This window comes from Micromonospora polyrhachis (assembly GCF_014203835.1).
In the GTDB taxonomy this organism is placed as follows: domain Bacteria; phylum Actinomycetota; class Actinomycetes; order Mycobacteriales; family Micromonosporaceae; genus Micromonospora_H; species Micromonospora_H polyrhachis.
Genome location: NZ_JACHJW010000001.1, coordinates 3,459,847 through 3,474,070, shown reverse-complemented (window position 1 = coordinate 3,474,070; position 14,224 = coordinate 3,459,847). Strand labels below are relative to the sequence as shown.

The following is a 14,224-nucleotide window of genomic DNA, read 5'->3' as shown; positions in this document are numbered from 1 at the left end:
ACCCCGCCTCATACTGCTGGCGCTCACCGCTGTGGCGGCACCCGTGCTGTGGCTGCGCTGCCGGCCGATCCGCGTGAATCAGTCCAGCTCACCGTATCGAGCGGGATGGTCGGCTGTGCGGCGGCGGCGGCCGGACGGTCGGCCTCGCCCCCGGCATCGCCGTGGGCGACCGTGACCCGGCCGGCAACACGGGACGCCGCCCAGCCGGCAACACGGAACGCCGCCCAGCCGGCGACACCGGCCTGACCAGCAACGCAGGAGAGCCTGGGCATCGCCGCAGGAAACCGCTGCTCGAATGGGCCATCACCGCCCGGCACCATTGGTGGTGCCGAGCGGTGATGCGAGCGGCCCGACCGGAGGGGATCGGATCAGCCGGGCCACCCGGGTCGTTTCGCCACCGGACTCAGCCGGCGATCGGGTACGTGGTCAGATCGCCTGCCAGAGCGCCGGTACGACCGGCGGCTCCCAACCGGCCATCGAGGTGTGCCCCTGGAGGCACCGGTACGTCTGGCTGCCGTAGGTGACGGTCGCGCCCGGCTGGTACGTCACGCCCGGTGCCCACGTACCGCCCGGGTTCGAGGTCTGCGAGCTGGTCGGGGTGGGGCTCGGCCCACCCGAGGTGATCAGGGTCAGGCTGTAGGCCTGGAGGATCTCGTTGACCGGCTGGTAGTACATGACGGAGTTGCCTGAGGAGCAGGTGCCGGAGCCACCGGAGGTGACGCCCTGCGCCTGGTTGCCGGCCAGCCACGAGCCGCCCGAGTCACCCGGCTCGGCGCAGGCGTTGCTGCGCACCAGACCGGTGACGGTGCCCTCCTGGTAGGTCACCGACGCGTTCTTCTGCTGGATGACACCACAACGCCATCCGGTGGTCGAGCCGGAACGGCAGACCGAGGCACCGATCGCCGCCTCCTGCGAGCCGGCCACCGCGACCGTACCGCCGGCGTAGTTGTTCACCAGGCCGCGCGGGGTGTTGCCCGCGTCGACCTGCACCCAGGCGTAGTCGTTGCCGGGGAAGCTGGAGCCCCGGAACGTGCCGCTGGGCTGGGTGGTCCGGGAGCCGGTCCGGCCACAGTGGCCGGCAGTGACGAATCCGCCGTTGACCGAGAAGCCGACCGAGCAGCGTCCGCCGCCGCTCATGTAGTAGGCGTTGCCGCCGATCACGTCGATGTAGGTACGCGGGTTCTCGGTGGTGGTCTCCACCCGTACCGCGCCGGGGTCCACCCCGCTGGCCTTGACGAACGCGGCGGCGGCTGGGTCGACACCGGTGGCGCTGAGCACCACCACCGCGTTGCTGGTGACGTCGGCGTACCAGCCCTTGACCGTCTTGGGCACCGATGCCGAGTACGCGTCGAGGCGGCCGACGAGGGCGTCGAGCTGGGCCTCGCTGCGGGTGACGAGCTTCGGGGTCGCGCCGATGGCGCGTACCGCCGTTTCGTGGGCGCGGTCGGTGACGGCCACGGTGATGGTGCTGGCGTCGGCGGAGAGCCAGGTGCCCGCGTAGCCGGCACCGAGCGTCTGCCGGAGCACCTGCTGGGCTCGGGCCGCACGGTCCTCCTTGGCCAGCCGGTCCCGGGCCTGGGCGGGGGTCAACTTCAGGTCGCGCTGCATCGCGGCGAACGCGGCGGGCTCCATACCGGCCGGTGCACCGGCACCGGCCGCCGGGGTCGCGCCGTTCCCTGCGGTACCGGCGAGGGCGTTACCGGCGAGCGCGACGGCGGCGGCCATCCCCACTGCGGTGAGGACACTCACCGTCAGCATCGTGGGTTTTCTGGACATCGGGATTCCTTCCGGTTCGGGGGTGTGAGCAGGCCGAAGACAGGAGGGGATAGTGGCAACAACAGATGTAACAACAGTTAGCAATGTTGTTGCCCTGCACCGTAGGACGCCGCCACGACGGGTGTCAATAAAGAAAACTTTCGATTACAGGCCATCTCGGTGGCCGTACTCGGCGGACCGCCAGTCCGGCCGGTGCCGGCTAGGCTGAGACCCACCACATGCGAGGAGATCGAGTGACGGCTGACCTGACAGCCGCGACCGGCGTGCCCACCGCGACCGAGCCGGGCGACGCGACCGCCGCAACCGAGCCGGGCAGCGCAACCAATGCCGCTGAGCCGGGCAGCGCAACCAATGCCGCCCCGGATCGGAGCGTCCCGCCAGACGCGCTCGGTGATCGCATCCGGGCCCTGCGGCACGACCGAGGGCTGACCCAGCGGCAGCTCGCCGAACCCCGCTACACCCGGGCGTTCCTCGCCGCAATCGAGTCCGGCATCCGCATCCCCACCGAGCAGGCGTTGCGGCACATCGCCGAACGGCTCGACGTCGACCCGGACGACCTGCGGTACGGCCGACCGCCCGGCATCGCCGAGACCCTGACCACCGCCCTCGTCGACGGTCGTCGGCGCCTCTTCCAGGGCGCGGTGGACGCGGCGGCCCAGGCGGCGACGGAAGCGTACGAGCTGGCTGACCGGTACGCCCTACCGGAGCTACGGTGCCGGGCGGTATACCTGTCGGGCGAGGTCGCCCTGCACCGGGGCGAGACCGCCACCGCCGTCGCCGAGTTCGACCGGGCACTGGAGCTGCTCCCACCAGGGCGGCCCGAACTTCGCGCCGCCCTGGTGTCCCGGCAGGCGTACTGCCGGTTCTACAGCGGCGAATCGATGCCCGCGGTCGCCCTCCTGGAGGACGAGCTTCGAGCGGTACGCGCCGAGCCCGTCACCGACCCGGACGCCGAGGTACGCCTGCTCACCATGCTGATGTACGTCTTCCTGGAGCTGGACTGGCGCAACCGGGCCCGCCAGCTCGAACGGGAGGCGCTGCCGCTGCTGCCCCGCGTCTGCAACCCGGAGTGGGTCGCCCGGTTCTACTCCACCGCCGCGCAGCTGCGGCAGGTCGGCAGCGAGCTGGTCCACAGTGAACAGATGCTCGACCGGGCCGCGCGGCTCTACACCGAACTCGGCCTCACCCGGCAGATCGGGATCTGCCACTGGGCGCGGGGCTTCGTCCTGCGCCGGGTGGGACGGCCGGTCGACGCCGCCGTCGAGTTCGAACGGGCCCGTACGCTGCTGCGCGAGGTCGGCGCGATCCAGGACTACGCGGGTGCGACGCTGGAGATGGCCGAGGCCCGACGACTGGCCGGCGCGCAGACCGAGGCGGCGGAGTTGGCCAGCGAGGCGGCCCGGATCTGCCGGTCCTCACACCACGTGGAGGGAATGGCCGAGGCCGACCGGCTACTGGGTCGGCTCGCTGCCGCCCGGGGCGACACGACGGACGGCGAGCGACTGTTCCGCCGGGCCGCGAATCGGTACGACCGGGCCGGCATGACGGCCGAGTTGATGGTCACCTGCCGCGAGTTGGGCGAGTTGCTGCTCGCCGCCAACCGCACCGACGAGGCGATGGCGGTGTTCCGACGAGGGCTGCTCATGGCCGAGCGGTTGCCCTGACCGGCCTGTCCCGACGGGCGGCGTCGGGGCGTACCGGTCGGGGTGTCGAACGGGATCAGGAAAGCTGGGAGGCGGGATGGAATCCGAGGTCGGGCAGCGCATCCTCGCGCTACGCACCGCACGCGGGCTCACCCAACGGGCCCTGGCGGAACCCCGCTACACCGCCGCCTACATCTCCTCCGTGGAACGGGGCCGACGGATTCCGTCCACGGACGCGCTGAGTCACTTCGCCGAGCGGCTGGGCATACCGCTGGTCGAACTGGCGACCGGAGAGCCGGCCACCTCGACAATCGTGCTGGACCTCGAACTGGCCGAGGCCGACGCCCTCGCCCTCACCCTTGCCAGCACTCTCGCCGAGCCCCGCGCCGGCATCGACCCAGACCGCGCGCCAGCCGAACACCAGCAGGCGGCAACCGAACACCAGCAGATGGCCACCGAATACCGGCGGGTGGTGGCCGCGTATCAGCGGGTGGCCGAGGCCGCCACCGACGATCCGCTCCGGGCCGCCCGCTGCCAACTGGGCCTCGGTCGGCTGGCTCTGACCCTGGCCCTGGCCCTGGCCCTGGCCAGCAGAACCAGCCAGAACACCGAGCCAGCCTCGACAGCCGACGAGCAGGTGGAAAGAGCCAGCGGGTATTTCGACGCGGCCTGGCGGCTACTCGCCGATGGTGACCCGCGACTACGCGCGGAGGCGGTCGCCGAGCAGGCCGCCTGCGCCCGGCTGCGGGGAGCCGCCGGCTACGGTGCCTACCTGCTGAGTACGCAACGGGACGAGCTGCACCGGACCGGCTACCCGGATCCCGCCGCGCTGCTTGCCCTGCACGCCCAGCTCGCCGCCTGCCAGGCCGACCGGGGGGACGAGGAGGCCGCCATCGAGGCGGCCGAGGCGGCGTTGGCCCTGGCCGGGCCGCCCGATCCCGACACGGCAGCCGACCTGCACCTCACGGTGGCCCGGACGCTGCTCGCCGCCGGCCGGTCCGAGTGCGCCGCCACCGCCCTCGACCAGGCCCGACGAGCCCGTGCCCAGGCGATGCTCCGCCCCGAGCTGGCCCGCTGTCACCACATCCGAGGACGGGCCCGGCTGGTCGACGCCGACGTCGCCGGGGCCGCCGCCGACCTGCTCGCCGCGCATCGGGACTACACCGCCACCGGACAGCTCGACGCCGCTCTGGATACCGGAGTCGACCTCGCCCAGGTGCACCGTGCGCTGGGACGGCCGGCGCAGGCCCGGGCGCTGCTCGACGCGGCCCTGGCCGCCACCGACCCGACGACGATCGACGCGGTGAACCCCGTACCGCTGGCCGGTGGCCGCACGGCGGCCCCCGACCCGACGCCGCCCCACCCGCTCCGGGCCGCCCGCGCGTACCGGGTGCTGGCGTTGCTGGCCACCGACGACGGCGACCAGGCGGGGGCCGAGCGCTGCCTGCGTACCGCCATCGAGCTGTACCGCCGGATCGGGCCCCGGCGGGAACTGGCCCAGGCCACGGTCGCCCTCGCCGACCTGTTCAGCGCCGGTGGTGACGCGACGGCGGCCGCACGGGTGCTGCACGACGGCCTCACCGGCATCGAGCAACTCACCGACCGCAACGGGTACGGCTGAGACACGTCGGCCGTCAGCCGGTGCGCGCCTCGATCAGGACCGCCAGACTGTCCAGGATTCGATCGAGGCCGAAGTCGTACGCGTGGGTCGGGCTGTATGCCGCACCATGCGCTTCGCCTGCGGCGGCACCGACCCGCGCGGCGGTCGGGTATTTCGTGGTGTCGAAGACCTTCTCCAGCAGTGGCGCGTTCGACTCCCACCACTGCTGGTCGCTCATCGCGCGTTCGTGCTCGGCGGCTCGGGCATCGGCCGCCGCGCGGGCACAGGTCTGTACGAAGCCGAGCAGGAAGGTCAACGCGGCGTCCATCTCCACGTCGTCCAGGCCCAGCCCGTCCAGTGCCCGGAGTTCGTGCTCGTACTTGGCCATGACACCAGGGCCGAGCGGTGGGCGGCCGGTGGAGATGTCGGCGAGCCATGGGTGGCGTTCGTAGAGGATCCGGTTGTCATCGGCGATGGCGGTCAGTCGTGCCCGCCACGAATCGTCGGCCGGCTCGGTGCGGACCATCTCCCGATAGGCGGTGTCGAGCATCAGGTCGAGCAGTTCCGCCTTGCTCGGCACGTACGTGTAGAGGGACATGGCGGTGACGCCGAGCTGGTCGGCGACGCGGCGCATGGACAGCGCCGTGAGCCCTTCCCGGTCGGCGAGGTCGATCGCGGCCTGGGCGATCTGTGCCACGGTGAAGCGTGGTTTGGGGCCTCGGCGGGGGCGATCCTGGAGCCCCCAGAGCAGTTCGATGCTGCGTTTCGGGTCGCCGCCCCCGGTATGTTCCGTCGTCACCTCGACCATTCTCCTCGCAACGAAACTCCGTACATCGTATGCTACTCTTCAACCCCTTAACTCTATACGTCGTATAATATAGGGGGTCTGATGAGTTCGATCGACCAGGCCGTCGTCGCCGAGGAGCTACGGAAACGTTTCGGCGAAGCACCCGCCCTCGACGGCTTCAACCTGACCGTGCCCACCGGCTCGGTGCACGGGCTACTCGGACCGAACGGAGCCGGCAAGACCACTGCCGTACGAATCCTCACGACCCTGCTGCGTCCCGACGGCGGCCGGGCCCGCGTCGCCGGCTTCGACGTGGTCGATCAGGCCAACCAGGTACGTCAACGCATCGGGCTGGTGGGCCAACACGCGGCGGTCGACGAGAGCCTCAGCGGACGGCAGAACCTGGAACTGTTCGGCCGGCTCTACCACCTCGGTGCCCGAGCCTCGCGCCAGCGCGCCGACGAGCTGCTGAGCCGGTTCGGACTGGCTGACACGGGACGAAAACCGGTCGGACGTTACTCCGGCGGCATGCGCCGCCGGCTCGACCTTGCTGCCAGCCTGATCCTGGCACCGTCGGTCCTCTTTCTCGACGAGCCGACCACCGGCCTCGACCCGCGCAGCCGGACCGAGGTGTGGGACGCGGTCCGCACCCTGGTGAAGGCGGGCACGACCGTACTGCTCACCACGCAGTACCTGGACGAAGCCGACCAGTTGGCCGACGAGATCTCGGTGATCGACCACGGGCAGGTGGTGGCCGCCGGAAGCCCCGACCAACTCAAGTCAAGACTCGGCGGAGATCGGATCGACGTCGTCCTGCGCCGGGCCATCGACCTACCCGCCGCTGCCGCACTGATCGGCAGGATCGCGGACAGGGAGCCGGAGGTCGATCCCGACACCCGCCGCATCAGCGTGCCCGCACGCGACCGGGTCGGCACGCTGATCGAACTGGTCCGGCAGCTAGATGCCCAGGAGATCACCGTCGAGGACATCGCGCTGCGCCGCCCGACCCTCGACGAGGTGTTCCTGCACCTCACCGGTGAACCCACCAGGGTCGCCGAGGCGACGAGCGGACAGAAGGTGACGGCATGACCGTACTGGTTTCCGGAGGATCCCAAGCGCCTCTCGACCGACTGCGCTGGGCGATCGTCGACACCTGGACCATCACCCGCCGCGAGCTGGCGCACTGGGCCAACCATCCCCTCCAGATCGCCGTCGGATGGGCGTTTCCGGTCATGGTGCTCCTGATGTTCGCCTACCTCTTCGGGGGCGGAATGACCGTGCCGGGTGGCGGCGGGTATCGCGAATTCCTGATGCCCGGCATGTTCGCGATGACCATGGTCTTCGGCATCGAGACCACCTTCGCCGGGATCGCCACCGACGCCTCCCGAGGGATCACCGACCGATTCCGCTCCATGCCCATGGCCGGGTCGGCCGTCGTCGCGGGCCGCACCGCCGCCGACATGCTCAACTCCCTCGTCGGATTGGCAGTCATGCTCCTGTGTGGCCTGGCGGTGGGTTGGCACTGGCGGGACGGCATCGGCCGGGCCCTGCTCGCCCTCGGCCTGGTGTTACTACTTCGAGTCGCCCTGCTCTGGATCGGCATCTATCTGGGGCTGGTCATCCGCAATCCCGAGGCCGTAGCGGTGTTACAGTTCCTGGTTTGGCCGCTTGGCTTCCTGTCCAACGCCTTCGTGGCACCCGAGACCATGCCCGGATGGTTGGCCCTCGTCACCGAGTGGAACCCGCTGTCCGCCACCATTTCCGCAGCCCGGGAGCTTTTCGGCAACCCCGGCTGGGAAGGCGATTCCTGGATCGCCCAGCACGCGGTCCTGATGGCCGTGGTGTGGCCGACGCTGCTCACCGCCATCTTCTTCCCGCTCTCCGTACGCCGCTACCGCCGGCTCAGTCGCTGACCGGCCCAACCAGCCGCTGACCGGCCCGTCCATTGAAATCTCAGCCGCCATTCGAATCGAGGAGCGCTATTGCCGACCGACCACATCGAAATCATCGGTGCCCGCGAGAACAACCTGAAGGACGTCTCGCTACGCATCCCGAAACGGCAGATCACCGTCTTCACCGGGGTCTCCGGCTCCGGCAAGTCGTCGCTGGTCTTCGACACCATCGCTGCCGAGGCACAGCGGCAGCTCAACGAGACGTTCACCGCCTTCGCCCGCAGCCGCCTTCCCCGGTACGGGCAGCCCGACGTCGACTCGATCGACAACCTCTCCGCCGCGGTCATCGTCGACCAGAAGCGGATCGGCGGGAACTCGCGTTCGACGGTGGGCACGATCACCGACATCTCACCGCTGCTGCGGCTGCTCTTCTCCCGCATCGGTGAGCCGTACGTCGGCTATTCCAACGTCTTCTCCTTCAACGACCCGCAGGGCATGTGCCCGGAGTGCGACGGGATCGGCCGTACCGTCACCCTCGACCTGGACAGGTTCCTCGACCGATCGAAGTCGTTGAACGAGGGTGCGATCCAGCACCCGGACTTCGCCGTCGGCACCTGGTACTGGAAGATCTACGCCAACTCGGGACTCTTCGACAACGACCAACCGCTGTCGGACTATGACGAGGCCCGCTGGCAGATGCTGCTGCACGGCGACGGTGGCGGCATCAAGGTGGCCCTGGAGTGGCAGGGCGGCCAGATCCCGTCCAAGTACGAAGGACTGGCGGACCGGTTCACCCGGCTCTACCTCAAGAAGGACATCAACGAGATGTCCGACCGTAACCGGGAGGTCTTCCAGCGCTTCGTCTCCGCCACCACCTGCCCGGTATGCCAGGGCGCCCGGCTCAACCCGACCATCCTGAGCTGCAAGATCAACGGGTACGACATCGCTCAGCTCTCCGCACTGGAGGTGTCGAAGCTGGTCGAGGTGCTGGCCGGAATCGAGGCACCGACCGTCGCCCCGGTCCTGGAGAGCCTGCGGGACCGGCTACAGAACCTGGTCACCATCGGCCTCGGCTACCTCAGCCTCAACCGGGAGACCACGACGCTCTCCGGCGGTGAGTCGCAGCGGGTCAAGATGGTCCGGCACCTGAGCAGCAGCCTCATCGACATGATGTACGTCTTCGACGAGCCGAGCGTCGGGCTGCACGCCCGAGACGTACACCGGCTCAACGAACTGCTGGTCAAGCTGCGGGACAAGGGCAACACCGTACTGGTGGTCGAACACGACCGGGACGTCATCGAGATCGCCGACCACGTGGTCGACATCGGCCCCCGGGCCGGAGTGTATGGCGGGCAGGTGGTCTACGAGGGAGACGTGAAGCAGCTCGGTGACGCGGAGACCCTGACCGGCCGTCACCTCGGGCACAAACTGCCCCTGAAGAGCGAGTTCCGTACGCCCACCGGCGCAATACCGATTGTCGACGCCAACCTGCACAACCTGAAGAACGTCACGGTGGACATCCCGACCGGCGTACTGACCGTGGTGACCGGGGTGGCCGGCTCGGGCAAGAGCACCCTGATCAACGACGTGTTCCTCGGCCAGCACCCGGACGCGATCGTCATCGACCAGTCGTCGGTGAGCACCTCGACCCGGTCCAACACCGCCACCTACACCGGGATGATGGACGGCATCCGCCGGCTCTTCGCCAAGGCCAACGGGGTCAACGCCGGGCTGTTCAGCTTCAACTCCACCGGGGCCTGCCCCAACTGCCAGGGGCTCGGCATCATCTACACCGACCTGGCCTTCATGGAGGGGATCAAGTCCCCCTGTGAGGTGTGCCAGGGGCAGCGGTTCAAGCCGGAGGTGCTGGAACACAAACTCCGGGGCAAGTCGATCAGTGAGGTGCTGGACCTGCCAGCCGCCGAGGCGGTGGAGTTCTTCACCGAAAAGAAGCTGCGGGACGTACTCCGGGCGGTCAACGACGTGGGGCTGGGCTATCTCAAGCTCGGCCAGCCGCTGAGCACCCTCTCCGGCGGCGAGTGCCAGCGGGTCAAACTCGCCACCGAGCTGCACAAGGCCGGCAGCGTGTACGTCATGGACGAACCCACCACCGGGCTGCACATGTCGGACATCAGCCACCTGCTCGACATCATCGAGCGGCTGGTGGACCAGGGCAACTCCGTCGTCCTCATCGAACACAACCTCGACGTCATCAAGAACGCCGACTGGATCATCGATCTCGGCCCGGAGGGTGGCAGTCAGGGCGGCAACATCGTCTTTCAGGGCACTCCCCGCGACCTGTTGACCGTTTCCGGCTCGTACACCGCTGAGTTCCTGCGCCGCGACCTGGAACACCTCGCCTGATCGACGAGCTGTTCGCCTGATCGAGCGCCGGGCGGGTTTGGTGTTAGGAAGGGCCCCTTCCTCTGCACAAAAAACGATAAGAAGGGGCCCTTCCTAACACCTCAGCCTTACACCTCAGCCTTGCGCCTCAGGCGGCCGTGAGGGTGGGGGCGTCGGCCGGGTCAGCCACGCCGAGATCCTCGACGGGGCGTAGGGCCAGGGCCAGTACGTCGGCCACATCGGCCAGGGTGTGGATGGTCAACGCCTCGCGTACCTCGGTCGGCAGGTCGTCCAGGTCCGGCTCGTTGCGCGCCGGGATGATGACCTCGGTCAGCCCGGCCCGGTGTGCGGCGAGCAGCTTCTGCTTCACCCCACCGATCGGCAGCACCCGACCGGCCAGGGTCACCTCGCCGGTCATGCCGAACTCGGGGCGTACCGCCCGGCCGGAGGCCAGCGAGGCGAGCGCGGTGACCATGGTGATGCCCGCACTCGGGCCGTCCTTCGGGACCGCACCCGCCGGCACGTGCAGGTGGATGCGGCGTCCGGCCAGCGCGTTCGGGTCCAGCCCCAGCTTGCGACCATTCGAGCGCAGGTAGGAGAGCGCGATCTGCGCCGACTCCTTCATGACGTCGCCGAGCTGACCGGTCAGGGTCAGCCCCGGCTCACCCTCCATGCTGGTCGCCTCGATGAAGAGCACGTCGCCACCGGCACCGGTGACCGCCAGCCCGGTCGCCACCCCGGGTACGGCGGTCCGCTCGGCCGATTCGGGCGTGAACCTGGGCCGACCGAGGTAGCCGGTCAGGTCGTCCACGTCGACGCGTACCGGCTCGTCGGAGGTGGCCAACCCGACCGCGACCTTGCGCAGGATCCGGGCCAGGGCGCGTTCGAGCTGGCGTACCCCGGCCTCCCGGGTGTGTTCGGCGGCGATCCGGGCCAACGCCTCGTCGGCGATGCCCACCTCGTCGGCGGTCAGACCGGCCCGCTCGACCTGTCGGGGCAGCAGGTGGTCACGGGCGATGGCGACCTTCTCGTCCTCGGTGTAGCCGTCGAGCGTGACCAGTTCCATCCGGTCCAGCAGCGGGCCGGGGATCGCGTCGACCACGTTGGCGGTGGCCAGGAACAGCACGTCCGACAGGTCGAGGTCGACCTCCAGGTAGTGGTCCCGGAAGGTGTGGTTCTGCGCCGGGTCGAGGACTTCCAGCAGGGCGGCGGCCGGGTCACCGGCGTAGCCGGCCGAGATCTTGTCGACCTCGTCCAGCAGCACCACCGGGTTCATCGACCCGGCCTCGCGCAGCGCCCGGACGATCCGGCCGGGCAGCGCACCGACGTACGTCCGGCGGTGGCCGCGGATCTCGGCCTCGTCACGGATGCCGCCGAGCGACACCCGGACGAACTTGCGGCCGAGCGCACGGGCAACCGACTCGCCGAGGCTGGTCTTGCCGACGCCGGGCGGGCCACCCAGGGCGAGCACCGCACCGGAGCCGCGCCCGCCGACGACGCTCAGGTTGCGCGCCGCCCGCCGGTTGCGCACCGCCAGGTATTCCAGGATGCGGTCCTTCACGTCGGCCAGGCCGGCGTGGTCGGCGTCGAGCACCGCCCGCGCCTGCGCCAGGTCGGTGTTGTCCTCGGTACGCGTCGACCACGGCATCTCCAGCACCGTGTCCAACCAGGTACGGATCCAGCCCGCCTCCGGGGAGGCGTCGCTGGCCCGTTCCAGCTTGCCGACCTCGCGCAGTGCCGCCTCGCGAACCTTCTCGGGGAGGTCGGCGGCCTCCACCCGGGCCCGGTAGTCGGCGGAGCCGTCCGGCTCGTCCTCGCCCAACTCCTTGCGGATCGCGGCGAGTTGCTGGCGGAGCAGGAACTCCCGTTGGGACTTCTCCAGCCCCTCCCGGACGTCGGTGCTGATCCGCTCGGTGACCTCCTGCTCGGCGAGGTGGTCGCGGACCCAGCCGACCAGCAGTTCGAGTCGGGCGGTGACGTCCGGCGCGCCGAGCAGTTCGATCTTCTGGGCCAGGGTGAGCCAGGGCGCGTAACCAGCCGAGTCGGCCAGCTCGGAGAGGTCGGTCATCCGTTCCATCGCGTCGATGACCTGCCAGGCCCCCCGCTCCTGGAGGACCGAGGTCATCAGGGCGCGGTATTCGCGGGCCAGTTCCTTGGCCCGGCCGGCGGGTGCCGGCTCGTCGAGTTCGCTGGCCTCCACCCAGAGCGCGGCACCGGGCCCGGGTACGCCGGAGCCGATGCGGGCCCGGGACAGGCCCCGGATCACGGCGGCGGGCTCACCGCTGGGTAGTCGGCCGACCTTTTCGATGGTGGCGACCACGCCGACCGAGCCGTACTCCCCGTCGACCCGGGGTACGGCCAGGAGCTGCTTGTCGCCGGTCGCGCGGGCGGCGTCGACGGCGGCCTGGGTGGTCGGGTCGAGGGTCACCGGGATGACCATGCCGGGCAACAGGACTTCGTCGACCAGGGGCAGAACCGGAAGAGTGGACATCGAACACCTGCTATCACGTCGAGTTGAGCGTGTAAGACTCAAGTTCAGACCGGAGCCCGATGTTCCTCGATGCGGTCCACGTCACAGTCGACCCGGCCGACCCGCGCCCTACGTAGCCGCAGGACGGCGGTGACCCGGGCCACCGTCACACTCACCCCCATCAGGGATGCCACCACCAGCCACACGGTCAACGCGACCGAGTAGTGCAGGAGTTGGAAGTGGGTCAGGTCCCGTCCACCGGCGAAGAGCAGGCCCAGCAACGTCGGCATCGCGATCAGGAAGGCGAGCGGGACGAACCGGGGCAGCAGCCGCAGGGCGAGACGCCAGATCGGGCGGTCCGCCAGCCGCCGCGCCCAGACCGGCACCCGTCGCAGCGTCCGGATCCCCAGAGCCAGGCTGAGCAGCGCCAGACCACCGAGTACGACATCGATGATCAGTCGAATCGGTGCCCCCACCGAAGGCGTACCGCCCTGCACGATCGTCGCCAGGCCGTTCACGAGTTCGTTGGTGCCCTCGTTGCCCAGGCCGATGCCACTGTTGGTCATCACCGCGATGCCATGACCGGAGGGCAGCAGCAGTTGGCCTGCCGTGTGGGTGAACCAGATTCCGCTGTGCCGCACCCGGCCACCAGCCTCGGTGTCCCAGCCCAGCCCGTAGGTCCACCTCGGATCCGACGAGGTGTGCATCATCTTGATGCTCTCCGGCGTTATGAGCTGCTCGCCGCTAGCCGACTTTCCACCGTTGCTGTGCACGATCAGCCACCGGGCCATGTCCTCGGCGGTCGTGATCAGCCCATCCGACCCGTTGACGAAGCGGTTCGGCTCCGTGGTCGGAATCGACGCCCCGTACGCGTAGACGTAGCCCTTCTCCAGGTTGGTCGGCAGGTCACCCGGGGCCTTGTCGATCGTGACGCTCGCCCGCATCCCCGCCGGTTCCAGGACGTGCCGGCGCAGGTAGTCACCGAACGGTTCACCGGCGACGACCTCCACCAGGCGAGCCGCGATGTGAAAGTTCGTGTTTGTGTAGTAATGCTTCGTCCCCGGTTCGACCGCCAACTTCGCGGTACGCGCCCGGCTGACCGCCCCCGCCAGGGAGTCCGGCTGCGGCAGGCTCTTCTCCGGATGCGTGCCGTCAGTCAGCCCAGACGTCTGGTTCAACAACTGCCGTACGGTGATCCGCTCACCGCGCGGGTCGGCGATCCGGAACTCCGGTAGGTAGTCGCGCACCGGCGCGTCGAGGGCCACCTTCTTCGCCTCGACCAGTTGCAGCACCGCCAGCGCCGTGAACGACTTGCTGACCGAGGCCACCGGCATCGGCGTGGCCGCCGTGATCGCGGCCCCCGCCGAGTCGTGACCGTAACCGGCGGTCAGCAACACCGTGTCGCCCCGGGTGATGGCGACCGCCACGCCGGGATAGGCGGCCCGCTCCGCGTACTCCGTGACGTAGTGCTCGACCGCGGCTGGATCGATCCCACCCGTCTCGGCGTACGCCACAGTAGGCATCGCAACCGTACCGACCGCCGCCGCCGACGCCACCAGGGCCGCCAGCGCGCCAACAAATTTCCTGCTCATCGAGTTGCTCCCGTACCAGCCGGTCAGATGTTCACCACGCTATGAAGCCCGGAGCAGCGGGACAGGGCCCGATCGTCAGCAGTCGCCCCAACTTTCGTCAGTAACCACCGGCCAGCCGTCC

10 protein-coding genes are annotated in these 14,224 nt (G+C 69.6%); 5 read left to right on the top strand and 5 right to left on the bottom strand.

The genetic code is table 11. From position 1 onward, the window contains the following. Positions 1-23 precede the first annotated feature (23 nt). Together FHR38_RS15080 and FHR38_RS15075 are read right to left on the bottom strand one after the other, a co-directional pair. Positions 24-272 carry a hypothetical protein gene (locus tag FHR38_RS15080; protein WP_184535271.1) on the bottom strand — a complete coding sequence of 83 codons (249 nt, stop codon included), beginning with the start codon at positions 270-272 and terminating at the stop codon, positions 24-26. Between the two features lie 154 nt (positions 273-426). After that, positions 427-1,776, bottom strand: coding sequence for an alpha-lytic protease prodomain-containing protein (locus tag FHR38_RS15075; protein WP_184535270.1), 1,350 nt, complete (start codon positions 1,774-1,776; stop codon positions 427-429). Between the two features lie 233 nt (positions 1,777-2,009). Here FHR38_RS15075 and FHR38_RS15070 point away from each other — a divergent pair, with 233 nt between their 5' ends. Next, entirely contained in the window at positions 2,010-3,440 is a 1,431-nt protein-coding gene (locus tag FHR38_RS15070; protein WP_184535269.1) for a helix-turn-helix domain-containing protein, read from the top strand. 76 nt (positions 3,441-3,516) lie between these two features. Beyond that, a complete protein-coding gene (locus FHR38_RS15065) occupies positions 3,517-5,040 on the top strand; it encodes a helix-turn-helix domain-containing protein (protein WP_184535268.1) in 1,524 nt (507 codons plus the stop codon). A gap of 13 nt (positions 5,041-5,053) precedes the next feature. Here FHR38_RS15065 and FHR38_RS15060 read toward each other — a convergent pair whose 3' ends face one another. Then, positions 5,054-5,827, bottom strand: a complete 774-nt coding sequence (locus FHR38_RS15060; RefSeq protein ID WP_221449031.1) for a TetR/AcrR family transcriptional regulator — start codon at positions 5,825-5,827, stop codon at positions 5,054-5,056. A gap of 81 nt (positions 5,828-5,908) precedes the next feature. On the opposite strand from FHR38_RS15060, the gene FHR38_RS15055 reads away from it, so the two are divergent. From FHR38_RS15055 to FHR38_RS15045, 3 genes are all read left to right on the top strand, one after another. Further along, entirely contained in the window at positions 5,909-6,895 is a 987-nt protein-coding gene (locus tag FHR38_RS15055) for an ATP-binding cassette domain-containing protein (protein WP_184535266.1), read from the top strand. Further along, a complete protein-coding gene (locus tag FHR38_RS15050) occupies positions 6,892-7,719 on the top strand; it encodes an ABC transporter permease (RefSeq protein ID WP_184535265.1) in 828 nt (275 codons plus the stop codon). Before FHR38_RS15055 ends, FHR38_RS15050 begins: the two co-directional genes overlap by 4 nt. 69 nt (positions 7,720-7,788) lie before the next feature. Next, on the top strand, positions 7,789-10,062 hold the full coding sequence (locus tag FHR38_RS15045) for an ATP-binding cassette domain-containing protein (protein ID WP_184535264.1): 2,274 nt from the start codon (positions 7,789-7,791) through the stop codon (positions 10,060-10,062). 127 nt (positions 10,063-10,189) lie between these two features. Here FHR38_RS15045 and lon read toward each other — a convergent pair whose 3' ends face one another. Continuing rightward, the gene (gene lon / locus FHR38_RS15040) at positions 10,190-12,532 is read right to left on the bottom strand and encodes an endopeptidase La (protein WP_184535263.1); all 2,343 of its coding nucleotides are present in this window, start codon (positions 12,530-12,532) and stop codon (positions 10,190-10,192) included. A gap of 44 nt (positions 12,533-12,576) precedes the next feature. Beyond that, the gene (locus tag FHR38_RS15035) at positions 12,577-14,103 is read right to left on the bottom strand and encodes a serine hydrolase domain-containing protein (RefSeq protein ID WP_184535262.1); all 1,527 of its coding nucleotides are present in this window, start codon (positions 14,101-14,103) and stop codon (positions 12,577-12,579) included. Positions 14,104-14,224: the final 121 nt, after the last annotated feature.

What these genes read in the sequence shown, in the direction of transcription:
- FHR38_RS15080 (WP_184535271.1), bottom strand. Translation starts at nt 272, where the DNA reads ATGCCCAGGCTCTCCTGCGTTGCTGGTCAGGCCGGTGTCGCCGGCTGG.
- FHR38_RS15075 (WP_184535270.1), bottom strand. Translation starts at nt 1,776, where the DNA reads ATGTCCAGAAAACCCACGATGCTGACGGTGAGTGTCCTCACCGCAGTG.
- FHR38_RS15065 (WP_184535268.1), top strand. Translation starts at nt 3,517, where the DNA reads ATGGAATCCGAGGTCGGGCAGCGCATCCTCGCGCTACGCACCGCACGC.
- FHR38_RS15060 (WP_221449031.1), bottom strand. Translation starts at nt 5,827, where the DNA reads ATGGTCGAGGTGACGACGGAACATACCGGGGGCGGCGACCCGAAACGC.
- FHR38_RS15055 (WP_184535266.1), top strand. Translation starts at nt 5,909, where the DNA reads ATGAGTTCGATCGACCAGGCCGTCGTCGCCGAGGAGCTACGGAAACGT.
- FHR38_RS15050 (WP_184535265.1), top strand. Translation starts at nt 6,892, where the DNA reads ATGACCGTACTGGTTTCCGGAGGATCCCAAGCGCCTCTCGACCGACTG.
- lon (WP_184535263.1), bottom strand. Translation starts at nt 12,532, where the DNA reads ATGTCCACTCTTCCGGTTCTGCCCCTGGTCGACGAAGTCCTGTTGCCC.
- FHR38_RS15035 (WP_184535262.1), bottom strand. Translation starts at nt 14,103, where the DNA reads ATGAGCAGGAAATTTGTTGGCGCGCTGGCGGCCCTGGTGGCGTCGGCG.